The organism is Mesorhizobium sp. M1409 (genome assembly GCF_040317535.1).
Classification (GTDB): Bacteria; Pseudomonadota; Alphaproteobacteria; order Rhizobiales; family Rhizobiaceae; genus Mesorhizobium.
In genome coordinates, this window is record NZ_JAMYKV010000058.1 from 1 (window position 1) to 19646 (window position 19646).

Sequence of the window (19646 nt, forward strand, 5' to 3'; positions counted from 1 at the left end):
CCTCAGACGCTTCAACGCCATCACAGACGGCTTCGTTCTCGCCTCGCAAAATCAACCCGAAGCAAATGTGTGCGCACGCTAGCCCACAAGGGGAGAAGGGAAGTCCGCTCGCCTAAAGATCAAACAGTGCAATCTTGCGATTGTCGAACTTGATGCCGATCTCGCCGCGCACCAGCTTGAGCGCTGCCTCGCCGAACACCGCGCGCCGCCAGCCCTGCAGGGCCGGTACGTCGGCGTCCTCGCCTTCGGCCGCGATGCGATCGATGTCGTCGCTGGAGGCCAGCACTTTCGAGGCGACACCTTCCTTTTCGGCGACGATCCGCAGCAGCACCTTCAGCAGTTCCGCAGCAGCGTTCGAGCCCTCCGGCGGCTGAAAATTCTTCGGCAGTTTCGGCATCTGCTCCTTCGGCAAGGCAAGGGCGGTATTGACCGCGCCCAGCAGCGCGGTGGCCGTCGAGGAGCGTTCCCAACCCTTCGGCGTGGTGCGCAGCTTGCCAAGGCCTGCCGTGTCGCGCGGCGCCTGCTGCGCCACCTCGTAGATCGCATCGTCCTTGAGCACGCGGCCGCGCGGTACGTCGCGTTCGCGCGCCTCGCGCTCGCGCCACGCGGCCACGGCCTGCACGATCGCCAGTTCCTGCGGTTTGCGCAGCCGCATCTTCAGCCGCTTCCAGGCGTCCTCGGGATGCGGATCATAGGTCTCGCGCGAGGTCAGGACATCCATTTCCTCGTTGAGCCAATGGGCGCGGTTTTCCCGCTCCAGCTCGGCGCTGAGGTGCTGATAGACCTCGATCAGATGGGTGACGTCGGCCAGCGCGTAGTCGAGCTGCTTGTCGGAAAGCGGCCTGTGGCGCCAGTCTGTGAAGCGCGACGACTTGTCGAGCCGCGCACCGGTGATCCGCTGCACCAGCTGGTCGTAGGAAACACTGTCGCCGAAGCCGCAGACCATCGCCGCGACTTGCGTGTCGAACACCGGGTGCGGAACCAGGTCGCCGAGATGGACGATGATTTCGATGTCCTGCCGCGCGGCGTGGAAGACCTTGACCACCGCCTCGTTGGCCATCAGCTTGAAGAAGGGCTTCAGGTCGATATCGGGCGACAGCGGGTCGATCAGCGCCGTCACGCCGGGCGCGGCCATCTGGATCAGGCACAGGATCGGCCAGAAGGTCGTTTCCCGGATGAATTCGGTGTCGACGGTGACGAACGCCGACTTTTCGAAAGCGGCGAGAACGGTCTCGAGTTCTTTCTGGGTGGTGATGACGTGCATCAAATCGCTTTTGGCAGGAGTAAGGTCTTCCTAGATTTCAGCCGGCGGGGCTTTCGTCAAGCTTTGGCGCCATCTTCACGAGCCAGCCGGCTCGTCGGAATCGGTGTTTCTTCTGGCTAGCCGTGAGAAAACCGTCGAGGTGCGCAACAGCGCGGTGAAACGGCGGCGCCTGCCTGCCGGCACGCCGGACCGGGCCTGCATCCGGTAGAGGATGACGGCGATGAAGATCGCATAGACCACCGCGCTGAATACAAACAGGGCGCCCGGTCCGAAATACTGCATCGCCGTCGAGGCGGCGAACGGGCCGCCAATGGCGCCGAAGGAATAGAACAGCATCAAGGCCGCGTTGATCAATACGAACTCGCCGGTATCGGCGCGGTCGTTGGAGTGCGCCGCCGACAGCGAATAGAGCGGCATGGCGAAACAGCCGAAGATGAAGACGAGGACGAAGTTGAGCGCCGGATTGCTGCCGGCGATGAACACCAGCGCCAATGCCGAAAGCATCGCGCAGCAGGTCGTCATCAACAGCACCCTGCGCCGGTCCCAGCGGTCGGAGAGGTAACCCAGCGGATACTGGATGATGGCGCCGCCGAAAATGCCGACGCTGACGAAGGTGACGACATCGGCGACCGACATGCCGATCTGCTCGGCATAGACCGGCGACAACGTGCGAAAGGCGCTGTTGGTGACGCCGACGGCGATGCAGCCGAAGCAGCCCAACGGCGAAATCCGCCAGACGCGCGCCAGGTCGAGCTTGACGTCCTCGGGCGGCGTCGGATTGGAGCGGTCGCCGAGCGAGACCGGCACAACTGAGAACGTGATCATCATCGACATGATGGCGAAGATGGCGAAACCGCCGGCGCCGAAGATCGGGATCAGGAACTGGGCGCCGGTCACCGAACCAATATCGACCATCCGGTAGATCGCCAGCACGCGCGCGCGGTCATGATTGCCGACGCCGGAATTCAGCCAGCTTTCGACGATCGTGAACAGCCCGGCGAAACAGAAACCGCCGGCAAAGCGCACCGCGCACCACATCACCGGATTGAGAACCAGCACCAGCAAAAGGGTGCCGACAGAGGCGATCGCAGCCAGCGCCGAAAATGCCCTGATATGGCCAACGGCCTTCATGATGCGGGTGATGGCCAGGCAACCGAGCAGGAAGCCGGCGAAATAGAACGTGCCCATCAGCCCGATGCCGGAGGCGGAAAAACCTTCCTGCGCGCCGCGCAGCGCGATCAGCGTGCTCTGCAGCCCATTGCCGCCAAGCAGAATGCCGGCGGCTAGAAGGAGCGGGATCATCGGGCGGATGGAGGACATGAAGAGGCAATCACGTGTCGGTGATCCCTTCTTGAACCATCGCCTTGCCCAATGCCAGCGGCAATTCCCGGCAAGACCTCTGCCGCCAGCCCGCTTGCCTTGACAAATCCGGCCTCTCATGCGCTTTTCGCGCAAATTTTCCGGCCGGGCTGTAATGCTTCGGCCCGCAACCCAGCACCCCGGACCTTACCAATGACAATGCACCGTTACCGCAGCCATACCTGTGCCCAATTGAGGAAGAGCGACGTCGGCTCGACCGTTCGCCTGTCGGGCTGGGTGCATCGCGTGCGCGATCATGGCGGCCTGCTTTTCATCGACCTGCGCGACAATTATGGCCTGACCCAGATCGTCGCCGATCCGGATTCGCCGGCCTTCAAGGTTGCCGAGACGGTGCGTGGCGAGTGGGTCGTCCGCGTCGACGGCGAGGTCAAGGCGCGCTTGCCCGACACCACGAACGCCAACCTGCCGACCGGGGAGATCGAGATTTTCGCCCGCGAGATCGAAGTGCTGTCGGCGGCCAAGGAATTGCCGCTGCCGGTGTTCGGCGAGCCTGACTATCCCGAGGATATCAGGCTGAAATACCGTTTCCTCGACCTGCGCCGCGAGACGCTGCACAAGAACATCATCGCGCGGACAAAAATCATCGCCGAAATGCGCAGGCGCATGGGCGAGGTTGGTTTCACCGAATTCTCGACGCCGATCCTCACCGCCTCGTCGCCGGAAGGCGCGCGCGACTTCCTGGTACCGTCTCGCATCCATCCCGGCACCTTCTATGCGCTGCCGCAGGCGCCGCAGCAGTACAAGCAGCTGATCATGGTGTCGGGCTTCGATCGCTATTTCCAGATCGCGCCCTGCTTCCGCGACGAGGATCCGCGCGCCGACCGTCTGCCCGGCGAATTCTACCAGCTCGACCTCGAAATGAGCTTCGTCGAGCAGGACGACGTGCTGTCGACCATGGAACCGGTCATGCGCGGGGTGTTCGAGACCTTCGCCAACGGCAAGCCGGTGACTGAGAAATTCCAGCGCATTCCCTATGATGTCGCCATGCGCAAATATGGCTCCGACAAGCCGGACCTGCGCAACCCGATCGAGATGCAGGCCGTCTCCGACCACTTTCGCGATTCCGGCTTCAAGGTGTTCGCCAACATCCTGGCCAACGATCCGAAGGCCGAGGTGTGGGGCATTCCGGCAAAGACCGGGGGCAGCCGCGCCTTCTGCGACCGCATGAACTCCTGGGCGCAGGGCGAGGGCCAGCCGGGGCTCGGCTATATCTTCTGGCGCAAGGAAGGCGACAAGCTCGAAGGCGCCGGCCCGCTCGCCAAGAACATCGGCGACGAGCGCACCGAGGCGATCCGCCTGCAACTCGGCCTTGCCGAAGGCGACGCCGCCTTCTTCGTTGCCGGCGATCCGAAGAAGTTCGTCTCCTTTGCGGGTGCGGCGCGCACGCGCGCCGGCGAGGAATTGAACCTTGTCGACCGCGAGCGCTTCGAACTGTGCTGGATCGTCGACTTCCCGTTCTTCGAATGGAACGAGGAAGAGAAGAAGATCGACTTCGCCCACAATCCGTTCTCGATGCCGCAAGGCGGCATCGATGCGCTGAACGGCGAGGATCTGCTCGGCATCAAGGCGTTTCAGTACGACATGGTCTGCAACGGTTTCGAGATCGCCAGCGGAGGTATCCGCAACCATCTGCCCGAAACCATGGTCAAGGCGTTCGAGACGGTTGGGCTCGATCGCGCCACGGTCGAGGAGCGCTTTGGCGGCCTCTACCGCGCCTTCCAGTATGGCGCGCCGCCGCATGGCGGCATGGCTGCCGGTATCGACCGCGTCGTCATGCTGCTGGTCGGGGCGAAGAATCTGCGCGAAGTGACCATGTTCCCGATGAACCAGCAGGCCTACGACCTGTTGATGAGCGCGCCCTCGGAAGCGAGCCCGCAGCAGCTTCGCGAACTGGCCCTGCGCGTTGCCGTGCCCAAGAAGGATGCCTGATCGCGTGCTTCGGGCAGTGCTTTAAAGAACTGTCCGAACCGACTCTTTCGATTCACTAAAAAAGCCCGGCATCGCTGCCGGGCTTTTCGCATCTTGAGGTCGCTTCGATCAGTCTTCGTTGGCCTTGACGGTGACGCCGAGCGTCTTCGGCAGGTCGAGCGGGTTGGACATGGCGCCCGCCATGATCAGCGCGAACGGCACCGATGCCGGCGGCTCGGCCGAGATCTCGAGGCTCTTCGGATCGTCGAGATATTTGCCGACCGCGGCCGTGACCTGTGCCGTCAGTTCCGGGTTGTTGAGCTGCGCCATGCCGAACGGCACGATCGCCTTGGCCTGGTTGGCAATGTCCTTGCCGGACATGCCTTGCTGCTTGCCGACATAGTCCAGCACCTTGTTGGTCAGCGAATCGTCGTCGAAGCGGATCGAGGCGCTGTTGAACGAAAGCTGCTGCAACAGGCCGAGCATGGCCATGCCCTGCGCCGAATTGTCGGCGCCTTCCGGCTGTGCCGCCATCTTCTTCTGCATTTCCTGCAGCGACTTGATGAAGTCCATCGTGTAGCCGCCGAGATCGAAGGTCATGCCGAACGTGCCGGCATTCTCGACGGAGATGTCGTATTTCGACAGTTCCATCTTGCCGTCCGAGGGCTGCCAGGTGCCGGCCATCTCGAGATTGCCCGCGATGTTCTGGTAGCCGAGCGCGTTGATGACTTCCTTGGACTTGGGATCGTCGACCAGCGTCAGGTCGGCGTTGAACTTTTCCGTGGTGGCGCTGAATTCCATCGCCTTGCCGTCCGCCGGCGGGGTGATCTCGATGGCGAGCCCGTCCATCGAGAAGGCGGTCTTGTCGGCGACCTTGACGGTCATGTTCGAGAGTTCGGCGGACTTGTACATCATCAGCGATCCCAAGGGGCTGGTCGCGCCGTCGGCCGGAACGGTCATGTCGTGGATGACGAACGGGCTGAGATCGAGGGTGACGCCGTCCTTGCTGTGTTCGAAGGCCGCCGTCGACACGGTGGCGATGTCATAGCCGCCATTGGCCTCGGTGACGCCTTCGAGTTTGACGTCGCCGATGGCGAGGGCTTCCTTTTCCGCCGCCGGCTTGATGGCAACGCCCTGCAGCACCATGCTGGCGTTGTCACCGGTCACGCCGGTCCAGGAAATGTCGACACCCTGGGCGGCAAGGGCTGCCTTCAGCCGGTCGGCGACTGCCGCGTCCTGTGCAAGGGCGGCGTTCAGCGGCAGCGTGAGCAAAAAGGTCGAAAAGGCAAATTTCTGGAGAGTTGAGCGTTTGATTGTCATCGCAAGGTCCCTGAGAGTGTTCTGAAATTCTTTTTCAATTCTTTGCGCCATCACCATTCCGTGACGAACTGGACCGGAAAAAGGCGTATCCCGGCACATTGGTCGAAAATCCCGGCGAAAGGCAAACCCGATCCCACCGTCTTTGCGCAAACCGGTGAATTTGTCATGAAGAGCCGGCTGCCGGATATCATCGCGCTTGGCCTTAGAACCCGCATGTAACAGGCTGATGTTGGTCGACATCCCTTGGCCTACGGTTTCATGTTGCAGAAGGGCCGGCATAGCCGTCTGCCTCTTGCCGCGAATCACCCGCTCGGCTAGTCCCAGCCCATGGGAAAAAGGCTTTTGCCGCCTGAAAATGGCGGTGGCGATCATATCGAGCCGGTCGATCTGAAGAAGGCGCTGGAAGAGCGTTATCTTGCCTATGCGCTGTCGACCATCATGCACCGGGCGCTGCCCGACGTGCGCGACGGGCTGAAGCCGGTCCATCGCCGCATCATGCACGCCATGCGCCTGCTGCGCCTCAATCCCGACCAGGGCTTTGCCAAATGCGCCCGCATCGTCGGCGAGGTGATGGGCAAGTTCCACCCGCATGGCGACCAGTCGATCTATGACGCGCTGGTGCGGTTGGCGCAGGATTTTTCGATGCGCTATCCCCTGGTCGACGGGCAAGGCAATTTCGGCAACATCGACGGCGATAACGCCGCCGCCATGCGCTACACCGAAGCGCGCATGACCGATGTGGCGACCGAACTGTTGTCCGGCATCACCGAGGACGCCGTCGACTTTCGGCCGACCTATAATGAAGAAGACGAGGAGCCGGTGGTTTTGCCCGGCGCATTCCCGAACCTGCTGGCCAATGGCTCGTCCGGCATCGCGGTCGGGATGGCGACCTCGATCCCGCCCCACAACGCGGCCGAGCTCTGCGACGCGGCCCTTCACCTGATCGAGCATCGCGACGCGCCGGTGGCGAAGCTGATGGATTTCGTCCAGGGCCCGGATTTCCCGACCGGTGGCATCATCGTCGACAGCCGCGCCTCGATCCTCGAAGCCTATGAAACCGGTCGCGGCGGCTTTCGCGTCCGCTCGAAATGGATCCAGGAGGACCAGGGCAGGGGCACCTGGAGCATCGTCGTCACCGAAATTCCCTATGGCGTGCAGAAGGCGCGGCTGATCGAGAAGATCGCCGAGCTGCTGATGGCACGCAAGCTGCCGCTGCTCGAGGATATCAGGGACGAGAGCGCGGAAGACATCCGTGTCGTGCTGGTGCCGAAGAGCCGCTCGGTCGATCCCGGCATCCTGATGGAATCGCTGTTCAAGCTGACCGAACTCGAAAGCCGCTTCCCGCTCAACATGAACGTCCTGTCGCGCGGCAAGGTGCCCAACGTGCTGTCGCTGAAGGGCGTGCTGCAGGAGTGGCTCGAGCACCGCCGCGAGGTTTTGGTCCGCCGCTCGAAACATCGGCTTGGCGAGATCGAAAGACGGCTGGAGATCCTTGCCGGCTACCTGATCGCCTACCTCAACATCGACGAGGTGATCAGGATCATCCGCGAGGAGGATGAGCCAAAGCAGGTCATGATGGCCCGTTGGTCGCTCACCGACACGCAGGCCGAAGCCATCCTCAACATGCGGCTGCGCGCTCTGCGCAAGCTGGAAGAATTCGAGATCCGCAAGGAATTCGACGGCCTTAGCGCCGAGAAGAAGCAGATCGAGGCGCTGCTTGCTTCGAACGAGAAGCAGTGGGCGACGATCAAGTGGGAAGTCACCAACATCCGCGACAAGTTCGGTCCGGAGACCGAACTCGGCAAACGCCGCACCCAGTTCGCCGACGCGCCCGAGCACGATCTGACCGACATTGCCCATGCCATGATCGAGCGCGAACCGGTCACCGTGGTCGTCTCGGAAAAGGGCTGGCTGCGGGCAATGAAGGGGCATCTGGCCGATCTCTCGACGCTGACCTTCAAGGAGGGCGACAGCCTCAAGCTCGCCTTCCATGCCCAGACCACCGACAAGGTGCTGGTCTTCACGACCGGCGGCAAGTTCTACACCATCGGCGCCGACCGGCTGCCCGGCGGGCGCGGCCATGGTGAGCCGATCCGCATCATCGTCGACATGGACAATGATCAGGACATCGTCACCGCCTTCGTTCACGATCCGAAGCGCAAGCTGCTGTTGGCCTCGCATGACGCCAACGGCTTCATCGTGCCCGAGGAAGAAGTCGTCGCCAATACCCGCAAGGGCAAGCAGGTGATGAACGTCAAGTCGCCGGACGAGGCCAAGCGCTGCATTCCAGTTACGGGCGATCACCTCGCCATCGTCGGCGAGAATCGCAAGATGCTGGTGTTCGCGCTCTCCGAAATTCCGGAGATGGGCCGCGGCAAGGGCGTACGCCTGCAGAAATACAAGGACGGCGGCCTTCTCGACCTTAAGCCGTTCACGCTGGAGAGCGGTCTCACCTGGCAGGATTCAGCCGACCGCACCTTCACCCGGTCGCGTGAGGAACTGGCCGAATGGATCGGCGCCCGCGCCTCGGCCGGCCGCATGGTGCCGAAGGGGTTTCCGAGGACGGGGAAGTTTGGATGACGCTGCTGCTCTCCCCCCTCGAGGGGGGTGAGAGTCCGGTTTGCCGAAGGCAAATTGAAAGGTCCAGTGGACCTTTCAAAGGGCTCGAACGCCCGAGGCCATAGCCGAGGGCCGGCTGGATCGCCAACTGACAGAGCCCTGCCGGGTCCCCGCTGCTTTGCAGCGTCCCGGCGTTCGCGGGCCTTTCATCGTGCCACCGGCACGATGAATTCGCCTTCGGCGAACCGGCTGCTCACCCCCTCAAGGGGGGAGATCCCAACCATTTGGACTATCGTCACGATTGCTGCACTATGTCAGTGCATAAGCGGGAAGGGTGTTCGGGAGAGGCAGGCGTTTGAAGGAAGCAAAAATCCAGAAACCGGAACGGCAGCAGCGCCTGTTCGGCCTGTCGACGCCGCTGCGGGCCGCCGTCATTCCGCCGCTGTCGGCGGCGCGCTGGCTGCTGGTGCTGATCGTCGCCGCCGGCGTCTATTTCTTCCACGGCTTCCTGTTTCCGGTGCTGGCGGCGCTCGTCATCGCTTTCGCCAGCTGGCCGCTTTACCGCCGCCTGCTTGTCGCGGTCGGCGGCAACCGCACCATCGCCGCGACCTTTGCCATCCTCTTCATCCTTGCCTTCCTGGTAATTCCGATCGCCTTCGCCGGCACCTATGCGATCAACGAGGTCCGCGAGTGGGTCGCCTGGGCGATCGAGACCAACCGGCATGGCGCGGTGACGCCGCACTGGATCGCCACCATGCCTGTCGTGGGCGAGTGGCTGAACGAGCAATGGACGACCAATTTTGGCCATCCCGGCGGCATTGGTGAACTGATCCAGCTGGTCAGCGGCGCTAACATCGGCAGCATCTACCGCGGCGTGCTGGCGGCTGGCGGCAGTGCCTTCGGCCTGCTCCTGACGCTGCTGTTCATGATGATCGCGCTGTTCTTCGCCTATCGCGACGGCGAGCACTTTGCCGGCCAGGTCGACCGCCTCGGCGAACGCATCTTGCCGACCAGATGGGAGCGGATCTCGCGCGTCGTGCCGGCGACGATATCGTCGACCGTGACCGGCATGACCGTCATCGCCATCGGCGAGGGGCTGGTGCTGGGTATTGCCTATTGGCTGGCAGGCGTGCCGTCGCCGGTGACGCTCGGCGCCCTGACCGGCGTCATGGCGCTGATCCCCGGCGGTGCGCCACTGTCCTTCACGCTGGTCTCGATCTATCTCGCCGCCAGCGGATCGCCGATGGCCGGGCTGGCGCTGTTTCTATGGGGCGCGGTCGAGCTGTTCATCGTCGACAAGACACTGCGCCCGAAGCTGGTCGGCGGGCCGATAAAACTGCCCTTCCTGCCGACGTTCTTCGGTCTGATCGGCGGCGTCAAGACCATGGGGTTCCTCGGCCTGTTCATCGGCCCCGTGCTGATGGCCCTGTTGGTCGCAATCTGGCGCGAATGGCTGCGCGAGGTGGAACTGGCCGACGAAATCGCGCTTGGTTCGCCGGCCGAAATCGAAGCTGGCCCGCAAATCGAGGCCCTGCCGGAACCCGACCTGGCCAAGAAGAAGGCCAGTGGCTGATCCCGAAAGGTTGCGCTACACCGGATGATGCACCGCAAGGTCACTACGACGCCTGCGGCCCTCGTTCAGTTGCCAGAACGAATGCGCGATCAACGTGACGATCAGGATCCCGCCGCCGATCAGGCTGTTGCGGGTCGGTGTTTCGTCGAAGATCATCCACACCCAGACCGGCGCCAGCACCGTTTCGAGCAGGTAGAACATCGCCACTTCAGGTCCCGAAATGTATTTCGGCCCGTTGGCGAGGCAGAAGAACGAGATCGGCATGATGACGGCGCCGTTGAGGATGATCCACCATGGCGCCTCCACCTGAAAGCCGGTCTTGGAGACCATGAACGCCGCCAGCCCGAAAGGCAGGATGACGCCGATCAGCGCGGTAAAGCCCATGTCCTTGCCGCTGGCACGCGAGATGGTGATGGCGCAAGCGATCAGGAAGGCCGAACACAATGCCATCAGGTCGCCGAACAGATATCCGGTGCCGACGGAATCGCCGACGATGATGGCGACGCCGACTATCATCGTTGCCAATGCCGCAAGGGTCAGTGGCCGCGGCCGCTCTTTCAGGAATACCCACGACAGCAGCGCGGCGAACATGGTGGTGAATGCCAGGATGAAAACCAGGTTGGCGGTCGAGGTGTTGTAGACGCCGGTGATGAAGGCGATCGCGCCGAGCCCGTAGATCGCGGAAACGATTAGGCCCGACCAGCCCGGAATGAGCTGTGGCGCATTTTTGCTGAACGAGCGCCAGATGGTCCACACGATCAGTGCGGCGGCCAAGGTGCAGGCGGTGCGCAGCAGCAAGATCGTCCACGCCTCGCCGTGGGCGAGCCGGATCAGCGGGATGTCCACGGTAAGCGTCAGCCCGCCAAGCGCGGTGAGCAGAAGTCCTTTGGTGTGAGCATCATGAGACGACATGCGGCGGGAGTAACTAGCGTAAAACCGCTTCGTTGGTGTAGCGCTCCCAGCCTTTCGGGCCGAGATGCTCCTGCGGCATGAAGCGCATCTTATAATTCATCTTGCGCGAGCCGTTGACCCAGTAGCCGAGGTAGACATGGGGCAGGCCCATCGCCCTGGCGCGGGCGATGTGGTCGAGGATCATGAACGTGCCGAGCGATCGCTCCTCGAAATCGGGATTGAAATAGGAATAGACCATCGACAGGCCGTCGGCCATCTTGTCGGTGAGCGCCACCGCGATCAGCTCGCCCTGGCCCTTGCCAGTGATGAACGTGTCGGGGCCGCGCCGCCTATACTCGATCACCTTGGTGTCGACATGGGTATCCTCGACCATCATGGCGTAGTCGAGCACGGTCATGTCGGACATGCCGCCACGGCGGTGGCGGGCATCGAGGTAGCTGCGGAACAGGGAATATTGCTCGGTCGAGGGCTCGGCATTGTGCATGTGGCCGACGAGGTCGGAATTGTGCTGCAGCACGCGTTTCATGTTGCGGCTGGCGACGAATTCCTGGGCGAGGATGCGTACCGAGACACAGGCGCGGCAGGTCTCGCATGCCGGCCTGTAGGCGATATTCTGCGAGCGCCGGAAGCCACCTTGCGTCAACAGGTCGTTCATCTCCGCGGCCTTGTCGCCGACCAGATGCGTGAACACCTTGCGCTCGAACTGGCCGTCGAGATAGGGGCACGGCGATGGCGCGGTCAGGAAGAACTGCGGCGACTGGGTCGGATGCTGCGTCATCGAGCCTTGGAAACACTCCTTCGAATCGCTCTACCTTTGGCGCGGACGGCGAAAAATTCAACAGGATTGTGAGGGCGTGGTCGACTCGACGCCTTCACATTTGCGCTTAATCGATTGCGACTGCTCTTCAGAGGGCCGTTTCAGCGGTCGGTGCGGCTGACGACGGTACCAAGCAAAAGGTCGTGCAAGGTGCGCTTGCGGTCGGAAAACAGCGTCACTAGCAGCACCAGCGGCGACAGGATGACGTTGCCGGCCCAGAACAGCACCGAATGGACGACCGCGGTGAGACCGTCGATCGGCCTGCCGTCGAGCCGGTCGAGCCGGATGCCCATCAACTTCATGCCCGTGGTGGCCTGGTCGGCGCTGCCCAGCGTATTCCAGATGTAGAGGATGGCGACGGCCGGCACCAGGATGCCGAACAGCATCCAGCCAAGGCCGAGCGTCAAAAGCCCGAGGAAGAACACCAGTATGGCAAACGGAATGGTGAGCAGCGCGACAATGATATAGTCGATCACGAAGGCCAGGACACGCTTCGTGCGCACGCCGTCATAGGCCCTGACATCGTCGAGCCTGCTGGTGATGATTTCGCCGTCGAGAACGCGCGCGTTCATGTCATTTCCTCGTAATAGGGCCTGGCATAGGGTGCGGGCCGCTCACCAATGAAATGGTGAAGACTTGTAGCGGAATCAAGATCGGGCTTTTTGCGGCGCGCAAGCTCATTCGGCGTCAGATGCAATCCGAATTGGTTGAATTTGCGGCGCGGATGGCATTAGCTTGCTGCGGCGCAACAAAGCGCTCAGGGGCGGGGGAACGGGGCAATATGGATTACGACATGCTGGTCATCGGCAGCGGCCCCTCCGGCCGCCGCGCCGCGGTGCAGTCGGCCAAGCTCGGCAAATCGGTTCTGGTGGTCGACCGCGGCCGGCGCCTGGGCGGTGTCTCCGTGCATACCGGCACCATTCCGTCGAAAACACTGCGTGAAACGGTGCTCAACCTGTCCGGCTGGCGCGAGCGTGGCTTTTACGGGCGCGGCTACCGGGTAAAGCAGGATATCTCGGTCGGCGATCTGGTCGAGCGCCTCCACAAGACGCTCGACCACGAGGTCGAGGTGCTGCAGCACCAGTTCATGCGCAACACGGTCAAGAGCGCCCGCGCCGCGGTAAAATTTCTCAGCCCCAACAAGGTCAGCCTGACCACCGACACAGGCGATTACAGTGAGGTCGGTTTTGCCAATGCACTGATCGCGGTTGGCACAAGGCCGCACCGGCCAAGTGAAGTGCCTTTCGACAAGGCCCGCGTCTTCGACAGCGACGAGATGCTGGAGCTTGACCGCTTGCCGCGCACGCTGACGGTGATCGGCGCCGGCGTCATCGGCGTCGAATACGCGACGATCTTTTCCGCGCTCGATGTGCCGGTGACCTTGGTCGAGCCGCGCAGCTCCATCCTCGATTTCGTCGACCGCGAGATCGTCGATGATTTCATCCACCAGATGCGCGATCGCGGCATGACCATCCGGCTTGGCAGCGCGGTGAAGGAAATCCGCTCCAAGCCGGACGCTGCCGAGGTGGAACTGGCCGATGGCCGCACCATCCGTTCCGAGGTCGTGCTCTACGCCGCCGGCCGCACCGGTAATGTCGGCAGCCTGGGCCTGGATGTCGTCGGCATCGAGGCCGACTCCAGGGGGCGTATCAAGGTCGATCCGCAATCCTTCCAGACCAGCGTGCCCAACATCTACGCCGCCGGCGATGTCATCGGCTTTCCGAGCCTCGCCTCGACTTCGATGGAGCAGGGCAGGGTGGCGGCCTGCCATGCTTTCGGCGTGCCCTTGCCGCCGCCGCCGGAGACCTTTCCATACGGCATCTACGCAGTGCCGGAAATTTCGACGGTCGGCCAGTCCGAGGAACAAGTGCGCGAGAGCGGTGCGGCTTATGAGGTCGGCGTGGCGCGTTTTCGCGAGACCTCGCGCGGCCACATCATGGGCGTCAACACCGGCTTCCTGAAGCTGTTGTTCTCGATCGAGACGCGCCGCCTGCTCGGCGCGCATATCGTCGGCGAGGGCGCCACCGAACTCATTCACATCGGCCAGGCGGTGATCAATCTCGGCGGCACCGTCGACTTCTTCGTCAACAACACCTTCAACTATCCGACGCTCGCCGAAGCCTACAAGATCGCCGGGCTGGATGCCTGGAACAGGATGGGACGGGCGTAAGCAACCTCCATTCGGCGGCAGGTGTATGTACCCACCGGCGCGGCCCGGCGGCGAGTGGCGGCACACCGGCCCCTTGTGTAGCCAGGATCGTGGACACTTGGGCAGCACTATCGGCGGGGATGGCCCGGATGGCGACCGCCCGCTGATCGAGACCCGCAATCGTTTTCGAGGGCCCATCAGCCTGCCTTCGCCACCGCCGCCGATTTCGCCAGCCACTGCCTGACGATTGCCGCGTCGGCGCTGCCGAATTCGTGACCCGATGGGACAATCCGGGCATCGATCTCGGCGCCGTGCTTGCTGAGGAGCGTGACGAGTGCCGGCGCGAAGGGCGCGTAGGTGAGATCCGCGGCACCGGCGATGATCAGCACCCGCGCCTTTGACAGATCCGCCGCCGGCACGTCATCGAGCACCGGCATCGGCCGCAGCAGTGCGGCGCGTTCGACTAGGCCGGGATGCAGCAGCATCAGGCTCGAAACCAGATTGGCGCCGTTCGAATAGCCAAGGAAATTCGTGCTGGAAAGGTCGAGATGGTGGCGCGTGGCCGCGTCGGTGACGAAGCCCGCAAAGGCATCGGTCTCGGTGCGGATGCTGTGCTGCTCGAATTGGGTCGGCGTGATGCGTGCGAACCAGCGGAAACCATCATCCTGGACAATGCGGCCGCGCACCGCGATCAGCATCGCACGCGGCGCGATCTCTCTTGCCAGCGGTACCAATGTCGTCTCGTCGACACCCGACCCATGCAGCAGGAAGAAGCATTCGCCGGTAGAATCCGCCGGGCAGTAAAGGCGGTAGCGGAAGGCAAGATCACGCTGTAACGCACCATCCTGTGAGGTCTCTCCAGTCATTGCCTCATCCTTTTGATTTCATGATGATTTCGGTCAGTTTGCCGGCTTCAAAACGCAATATTTTCAAGCTCCGCGAAAGTTGATTGAACCGGGCGCATTACAGTCCGTTTCCTCGCCGATAACATTCTCCGGGAGGAATCGATGCGGTGCGCCGGGGGTCGCATTGCCGGTATGAACAACCAGCTTTGAGGCCTTTTTTCCGATGACCACCCAGATTTCCCCGGACCGCCATATGCGTGTCCCAGACCGCGATTCGCGTGTCCCGGACCGCGATTCGCGTGTGCCGGATCGCGCTGAGCGCATCTCGGAGCGCGACACGCGTATCGATGTGTTCCGCGCTCTCGCGCTGCTGACCATTTTCGTCGACCATGTGCCGGGTACCGCTTTCGAGTATCTGACTTACAAGAATTTCGGCTTTTCGGATGCGGCCGAGGTCTTCGTTCTGATATCCGGCATGGCGGTCGCGCTCGCCTATGGCAAGAAGTTCCAGCCTGGAAACCGGCTGCTGGCGACGTTGAAGATGTGGCGCCGCGCCGGTGTGCTTTATACCGCCCACATCGTCACCACCATGGTGGTGATGGCGATCTTCTGCGCGGCGGCGGTGTTCGCCAGGCGACCGGAGCTGTTGACGATGATCAACATCGAGCCGTTGATCAAGAATGCGCCGCAAGTGCTGATCGGCATCGTGACGCTTGGCCACCAGCTCGGCTACAACAACATCCTGCCGGTTTATGCGGTGCTGCTCTTGCTGGCGCCGGTCTTCCTGCTCTGCGTCAGCTATCGGCCGGTCTTGGCGCTGGTCGCATCCGGCGCGCTGTGGCTGGTCGCGGGGATTTACCAGATCGCTCCGGCGAACTATCCGGAGCCCGGCTTCTGGTTCCTCAACCCGCTGTCGTGGCAGTTCCTTTTCAACATCGGCCTGGCAGGTACGCTGCATGTGCGTCGCGGTGGCACAATTCCGGTCAATCGCTGGCTGGTCGGCGCTGCCTTGGCTTACACTTTTGTGGCGCTGGTCTGGGTGCACAGCCCGCTCTGGGGCCATATCTCCTGGTTTGGCCTGCCCCCGGTGCTGACCGGCTTCGACAAGACCTTCCTGTCACTGCCGAGGCTGCTGCATATTTTGGCTGTGAGCTATCTGATCGTTGCATTCCCGGCCGTTTCGAACCTTTTCCGCACCGGCCGCGATCATCCGCTTGCCATATTGGGCAAACGATCGCTGCCGGTTTTCATCGCCGGCACGGTGCTTGCAATGGCGGCGCAGGTGCTGAAGCTGATCAATCCGGGCGGATTTGCCTATGACAGCCTGCTGATATCAGCCGGCATCGCCATGCAGTTCGCGCTCGCCTACTATCTCGAATGGATTTCGAGCCTTGGCTGGTCCGGCAAAAGCAGGCCGGTTCGCAACGCGGCACCGCCCGTCCATCCGTCCTTCGGCATGTCGATGGCGGCAAGAATGGGCCGGTGATGGGGCTCGAGGCGTCAGGCGGGTGAGGGGCCGGATGAGGCCCGCACCACGAGGTCGACCGGCAGCAATCGCCGGCTGAACGAGCCGTCATTTTCAAGGATCGCCTTGACGGCAAGGCGGCCCATCTCGGCGATCGGCTGGACGATTGTGGTCAGGGGCGGCTTGGAAACCGCTCCTTCCGGGACGCCGTCGAAGCCGACGATCGAAACGTCGCCCGGCACCGTGATGTCATGCTGCCGCAGCCAGTCCAGCGCATGGAGTGCGATCCTGTCCGACATGGCCAGGATGGCGGTCGGTGTCTCGGCGTCGGCGAAAATATGATCGAGGCCGGCCCACACACTCTCCTCGTTGTTTTCCGTCTCGTAGATCGGCACACGCGAGACATCGATGTCGACGCGCGAGAGTTCCGCGAAGTAGCCACGCAGGCGGTCGCGCGTCCCGGAATAGAGGGCCTTCTCCATCTGCTCCTGCGTGGTCGGACCAAAGCCGGAATCGGCGCATGGCAGGGCAAGCACGGCAAAGCGGCGATGCCCGAGCTCGGTCAGATGGCGCGCCGCCAGGCTTGCCCCGGCGATATTGTCCACGCCGATCGCCGCGACCGCCTCGTCGTCGTCTGAATCGAGATCGAGTGCGACAAAGGGGAGTTTGCGGTCGCGCGCCAGTTCGACCAGCTTTGAACCGCCCTCGACGCAGAAGACGATGAAGCCATCGACAAGCGCACTCTGGATGTTCCAGGCGAGCTGTTCGCTGTTGGCGGCCGAGACCAGCGAGATCCCCGCGCCGGTGGCGTCACAAGCCTGCGAGATGCTGGCCATCATCACGCGGGCGAAAGGGTCGTCGAAGAAATACGACAACGGTTCCGCGGTGGCGACACCGATGGCGTTGACCTTGCCGGCGCGCAGCAGCCGACCCTTGGGGTCGGGTCCGCCATATCCCATCGCCTCGGCTGCCGCCTTGACCCGTTCGCGAACCTCCTCGCGCACGATCTCCGGGCGGGCAAACACATTGGACGCGGTGCCGTGCGACACGCCGGCCGCTTTTGCAATGTCCGCCAGCCGAACCGGTCTTGTCTTTGCAGAGGTCAATGGCGCCATCTTCGTCTCCTGACTCCATCCCATCTAACACTTTCGTTGGATCGGTTCAAATTTTGGCTTGATAAGCAGGCCAGGCGAGGTGTATGTTTGAATCGATCCAAATGAATGACTTTGCTGCTCGATTGGATCGATTCAATCCCCAGGGAGACGTATCATGCATCCCGTCAATTTTCTATTCGAAGACATCTACCGCAACGACTGGAGCGTCTCGTCAAGCGCCGCGACGCGGAGGCGCCGTGGCAAGGCCAGCCCATGGGTTCGCGAGCCGCGGTTCCTCGTGGAGCGCAAGCGGAGCTGATCGGCGCTGCATTTTCGTGGCGACGGATTGGATCGATTCAAGTTTTGAAAGGAGTGCACATCATGCATCCCGTGAGCTATCTGTTCGAAGACATCTATCGCAACTACTGGGGCATCGCGCCGGCCTCCGAGCGGCCGGAGGGGCGTCGGTTGGCGAGGCTGCGGCGGCGCAATCGCGAATTGCTCATCCAACCCGGGCGCCGGCAGGACTAACCGCATCACAGAACGATGTTTGACGGGCGCAGGCTCGGGTATCGCGCACGGCGCCGAGAGGCGTCAGGAACGCGCCCGCACCAGCGCCGAGGCAGCAATCGCCAGCCAGCCGGCGATGAGCAAGGTGCCGCCGATCGGCGCCGACAGCGGGAACAGCCGTGAGCCGAGGAAATCGCGGGCCAGCAGATCGCCGCAGAACAACAGAACCCCGACCAGCAGGACCAGGCTGCCGGTGCGCAGGATCCGGTTCGCCCCAAGCAATCCGGCGGCAAGGAAGACCGGCGCATGCATGAGCAGGAAGGAAGCGGCGGTGCCGACGAAGGCACCGCCCAGATGCGCCGCCGCGGCTGACAGCGCCACGCCGGCGGCACCGCAGAGGCCGCCGGCCAGGACGAGGATACGGCCGCTGTTGACGGAAGATTGCTCGGCCATGTCCAGGGCTCCGTGAGATCAGAGAGATACGCCAACCCCGTCAGGGCTTGCCGACGTTGGCGAGCATGTCCTGCTCGCGGCGTGACTGCGCCAGCCAGTTATACACCGCACCGCCGGCCATCAAGACGGATGTGCCCAGAAACACCGAGCGCATGCCGAAATGGCCGCCGGCAAAGCCGCCCAGCAAGGGGCCGGCGACCTGCCCGACATATTGGGCGGAGATCGACAGCCCGAGCACATTGCCGCCGACACCGTCGGGAACATTGTGGCGGATGACGCTGGTGATGCAGGGCAACAGCCCGCCCAGCGCCAGGCCCATCAGGAAGCGCAGGCCGATGAGTTGCCAGCTCTGCGTCACGAAGGCCTGCGGGATCAGCAGCAGCGCCGAGACGGCAAGCGCGCCGATGACGACGTTCCAGTGACCGATGCGGTCGGCGAGCTTGCCAAGACGCGAAGCCGACAGGATGGCGCCAAGCGCGGCCGCCGACATGACGACGCCTGAGATCAGCGTCACGCGGCTCTGGTCTTCGATGAGCTGCTGCACATAAACGGTGATGATCGGCTCGATCGACATGGTGGCGAAACTCAACAGCATGCCAGTCGCCAGCATGGCGATAACAGGACGCTTGTCCTGTATTTGTGCCCAGCCGCCTTTCGGCTTCCGCTTCGCAGCCGCATCTGCTGTTTTCGGCCGGGGATTTTCCTTGATCAGAAAGGTGGTCGCCAGGAACGCCAGGAAGATGACGCCGCCGGACAAGAGGAAGGTGGCGCGGATGCCGATCAGCGGAGGCAGGGCGCCGCCAACCAGCGGGCCGACCAGTGCACCACCGGTGATGCCGGCCGACAGCAGGCCCAGCGCCCAGCCGGAACGCTCCTTTGGTGTCTGCATGGCGACGAGGATGGTCGATCCCGAGGAATAGCCGCCGGCAAAACCGATCAGCAGCCGAAGCAGCACCAGTTGCCAGACCGTCTGCACCATGCCCGTTAGGGACATGCATATGGCCATGCCGAAGCTGGCGCGTACCAGCATCACCTTGCGGCCATAGCGGTCGCCGAGACGTCCCCAGAGCGGCGCCACCAGTGCCGCCGCGAAGAAGGTCGCTCCATAGGCGATCCCCGACCATTGCACGATCGCCGCGTGGCCCTCGGCGCCGAGCTGCTCGATATAGAGCGGCAGGAACGGCAGGAGCAGCGTCATGGCGACAAGCGTCGAAAACGAACCGGCAAAACACACGAACAGATTGCGCCGCCAGTGGATGTTGTAAGCGCTGTCGGTCGCCGGGGGCGCGTTCTGCGGCATGTCATATGTCCTGTTCCGAGCAACGCCGAACCGCGGGTTGCTGCGGATACCAATTTGGGATACCAAGATGGTACTCGTCATGGACGCAAGCCTGGCC

At 62.9% G+C, this 19646-nt stretch carries 17 protein-coding genes; 7 read left to right on the forward strand and 10 right to left on the reverse strand.

Annotation, left to right across the window (positions count from 1 at the left end):
• Positions 1 to 112: 112 nt before the first annotated feature.
• Complete coding sequence (gene rnd / locus NKG99_RS30210) at positions 113 to 1264, reverse strand: ribonuclease D (RefSeq protein WP_352872829.1); 1152 nt, start codon at positions 1262 to 1264, stop codon at positions 113 to 115.
• 75 nt (positions 1265 to 1339) lie between these two features.
• Positions 1340 to 2584, reverse strand: coding sequence for an MFS transporter (locus tag NKG99_RS30215; RefSeq protein ID WP_352872830.1), 1245 nt, complete (start codon positions 2582 to 2584; stop codon positions 1340 to 1342).
• Positions 2585 to 2782: 198 nt separating this feature from the next.
• Between NKG99_RS30215 and aspS the strand changes: the two genes are divergently transcribed.
• The gene (gene aspS, locus NKG99_RS30220; protein ID WP_352872866.1) at positions 2783 to 4573 is read left to right on the forward strand and encodes an aspartate--tRNA ligase; all 1791 of its coding nucleotides are present in this window, start codon (positions 2783 to 2785) and stop codon (positions 4571 to 4573) included.
• A gap of 108 nt (positions 4574 to 4681) precedes the next feature.
• Here aspS and NKG99_RS30225 read toward each other — a convergent pair whose 3' ends face one another.
• Positions 4682 to 5872, reverse strand: a complete 1191-nt coding sequence (locus NKG99_RS30225; protein ID WP_352872831.1) for an aq_1923 C-terminal domain — start codon at positions 5870 to 5872, stop codon at positions 4682 to 4684.
• 327 nt (positions 5873 to 6199) lie between these two features.
• On the opposite strand from NKG99_RS30225, the gene parC reads away from it, so the two are divergent.
• Together parC and NKG99_RS30235 are read left to right on the forward strand one after the other, a co-directional pair.
• Positions 6200 to 8452 (forward strand): DNA topoisomerase IV subunit A, encoded by a 2253-nt coding sequence (gene parC / locus NKG99_RS30230; RefSeq protein WP_352872832.1) that lies wholly within the window; start codon positions 6200 to 6202, stop codon positions 8450 to 8452.
• 334 nt (positions 8453 to 8786) lie between these two features.
• Positions 8787 to 10004, forward strand: a complete 1218-nt coding sequence (locus tag NKG99_RS30235; RefSeq protein WP_352872833.1) for an AI-2E family transporter — start codon at positions 8787 to 8789, stop codon at positions 10002 to 10004.
• A gap of 15 nt (positions 10005 to 10019) precedes the next feature.
• On the opposite strand, the gene NKG99_RS30240 is transcribed toward NKG99_RS30235, so the two are convergent.
• The 3 genes from NKG99_RS30240 to NKG99_RS30250 all read right to left on the reverse strand — a co-directional run bounded on the left by NKG99_RS30240 (position 10020) and on the right by NKG99_RS30250 (position 12305).
• Complete coding sequence (locus NKG99_RS30240; RefSeq protein WP_352872834.1) at positions 10020 to 10916, reverse strand: DMT family transporter; 897 nt, start codon at positions 10914 to 10916, stop codon at positions 10020 to 10022.
• A gap of 13 nt (positions 10917 to 10929) precedes the next feature.
• Positions 10930 to 11694, reverse strand: coding sequence for an arginyltransferase (locus NKG99_RS30245; protein WP_352872835.1), 765 nt, complete (start codon positions 11692 to 11694; stop codon positions 10930 to 10932).
• Positions 11695 to 11834: 140 nt separating this feature from the next.
• Complete coding sequence (locus NKG99_RS30250) at positions 11835 to 12305, reverse strand: RDD family protein (RefSeq protein ID WP_352872837.1); 471 nt, start codon at positions 12303 to 12305, stop codon at positions 11835 to 11837.
• A 209-nt stretch (positions 12306 to 12514) separates the two neighbouring features.
• Here NKG99_RS30250 and sthA point away from each other — a divergent pair, with 209 nt between their 5' ends.
• Positions 12515 to 13903, forward strand: coding sequence for a Si-specific NAD(P)(+) transhydrogenase (gene sthA, locus NKG99_RS30255; RefSeq protein WP_352872838.1), 1389 nt, complete (start codon positions 12515 to 12517; stop codon positions 13901 to 13903).
• Positions 13904 to 14079: 176 nt separating this feature from the next.
• Here sthA and NKG99_RS30260 read toward each other — a convergent pair whose 3' ends face one another.
• Complete coding sequence (locus NKG99_RS30260; RefSeq protein ID WP_352872839.1) at positions 14080 to 14748, reverse strand: alpha/beta hydrolase; 669 nt, start codon at positions 14746 to 14748, stop codon at positions 14080 to 14082.
• Positions 14749 to 14980: 232 nt separating this feature from the next.
• On the opposite strand from NKG99_RS30260, the gene NKG99_RS30265 reads away from it, so the two are divergent.
• A complete protein-coding gene (locus tag NKG99_RS30265; protein ID WP_502911054.1) occupies positions 14981 to 16213 on the forward strand; it encodes an OpgC family protein in 1233 nt (410 codons plus the stop codon).
• Positions 16214 to 16227: 14 nt separating this feature from the next.
• Here NKG99_RS30265 and NKG99_RS30270 read toward each other — a convergent pair whose 3' ends face one another.
• Positions 16228 to 17307: a LacI family DNA-binding transcriptional regulator gene (locus NKG99_RS30270; protein ID WP_352872841.1), complete on the reverse strand. Its 1080-nt coding sequence runs from the start codon at positions 17305 to 17307 to the stop codon at positions 16228 to 16230.
• 154 nt (positions 17308 to 17461) lie between these two features.
• On the opposite strand from NKG99_RS30270, the gene NKG99_RS30275 reads away from it, so the two are divergent.
• Complete coding sequence (locus NKG99_RS30275) at positions 17462 to 17605, forward strand: hypothetical protein (RefSeq protein WP_352872843.1); 144 nt, start codon at positions 17462 to 17464, stop codon at positions 17603 to 17605.
• Positions 17606 to 17667: 62 nt separating this feature from the next.
• Positions 17668 to 17817, forward strand: coding sequence for a hypothetical protein (locus NKG99_RS30280; protein WP_352872844.1), 150 nt, complete (start codon positions 17668 to 17670; stop codon positions 17815 to 17817).
• A gap of 63 nt (positions 17818 to 17880) precedes the next feature.
• On the opposite strand, the gene NKG99_RS30285 is transcribed toward NKG99_RS30280, so the two are convergent.
• Positions 17881 to 18249, reverse strand: a complete 369-nt coding sequence (locus tag NKG99_RS30285; protein WP_352872845.1) for a DUF423 domain-containing protein — start codon at positions 18247 to 18249, stop codon at positions 17881 to 17883.
• Positions 18250 to 18289: 40 nt separating this feature from the next.
• Complete coding sequence (locus NKG99_RS30290) at positions 18290 to 19549, reverse strand: multidrug efflux MFS transporter (protein WP_352872846.1); 1260 nt, start codon at positions 19547 to 19549, stop codon at positions 18290 to 18292.
• Positions 19550 to 19646: the final 97 nt, after the last annotated feature.

Excerpts from the sequence above, each read along its gene's own strand:
- parC (WP_352872832.1), top strand. The coding sequence starts at position 6,200 with ATGGGAAAAAGGCTTTTGCCGCCTGAAAATGGCGGTGGCGATCATATC.
- NKG99_RS30240 (WP_352872834.1), bottom strand. The coding sequence starts at position 10,916 with ATGTCGTCTCATGATGCTCACACCAAAGGACTTCTGCTCACCGCGCTT.
- NKG99_RS30250 (WP_352872837.1), bottom strand. The coding sequence starts at position 12,305 with ATGAACGCGCGCGTTCTCGACGGCGAAATCATCACCAGCAGGCTCGAC.
- NKG99_RS30265 (WP_502911054.1), top strand. The coding sequence starts at position 14,981 with ATGCGTGTCCCAGACCGCGATTCGCGTGTCCCGGACCGCGATTCGCGT.
- NKG99_RS30285 (WP_352872845.1), bottom strand. The coding sequence starts at position 18,249 with ATGGCCGAGCAATCTTCCGTCAACAGCGGCCGTATCCTCGTCCTGGCC.
- sthA (WP_352872838.1), top strand. The coding sequence starts at position 12,515 with ATGGATTACGACATGCTGGTCATCGGCAGCGGCCCCTCCGGCCGCCGC.
- NKG99_RS30280 (WP_352872844.1), top strand. The coding sequence starts at position 17,668 with ATGCATCCCGTGAGCTATCTGTTCGAAGACATCTATCGCAACTACTGG.
- NKG99_RS30260 (WP_352872839.1), bottom strand. The coding sequence starts at position 14,748 with ATGACTGGAGAGACCTCACAGGATGGTGCGTTACAGCGTGATCTTGCC.
- aspS (WP_352872866.1), top strand. The coding sequence starts at position 2,783 with ATGCACCGTTACCGCAGCCATACCTGTGCCCAATTGAGGAAGAGCGAC.
- NKG99_RS30245 (WP_352872835.1), bottom strand. The coding sequence starts at position 11,694 with ATGACGCAGCATCCGACCCAGTCGCCGCAGTTCTTCCTGACCGCGCCA.
- rnd (WP_352872829.1), bottom strand. The coding sequence starts at position 1,264 with ATGCACGTCATCACCACCCAGAAAGAACTCGAGACCGTTCTCGCCGCT.
- NKG99_RS30275 (WP_352872843.1), top strand. The coding sequence starts at position 17,462 with ATGCATCCCGTCAATTTTCTATTCGAAGACATCTACCGCAACGACTGG.
- NKG99_RS30270 (WP_352872841.1), bottom strand. The coding sequence starts at position 17,307 with ATGGCGCCATTGACCTCTGCAAAGACAAGACCGGTTCGGCTGGCGGAC.
- NKG99_RS30215 (WP_352872830.1), bottom strand. The coding sequence starts at position 2,584 with ATGTCCTCCATCCGCCCGATGATCCCGCTCCTTCTAGCCGCCGGCATT.
- NKG99_RS30225 (WP_352872831.1), bottom strand. The coding sequence starts at position 5,872 with ATGACAATCAAACGCTCAACTCTCCAGAAATTTGCCTTTTCGACCTTT.
- NKG99_RS30290 (WP_352872846.1), bottom strand. The coding sequence starts at position 19,549 with ATGCCGCAGAACGCGCCCCCGGCGACCGACAGCGCTTACAACATCCAC.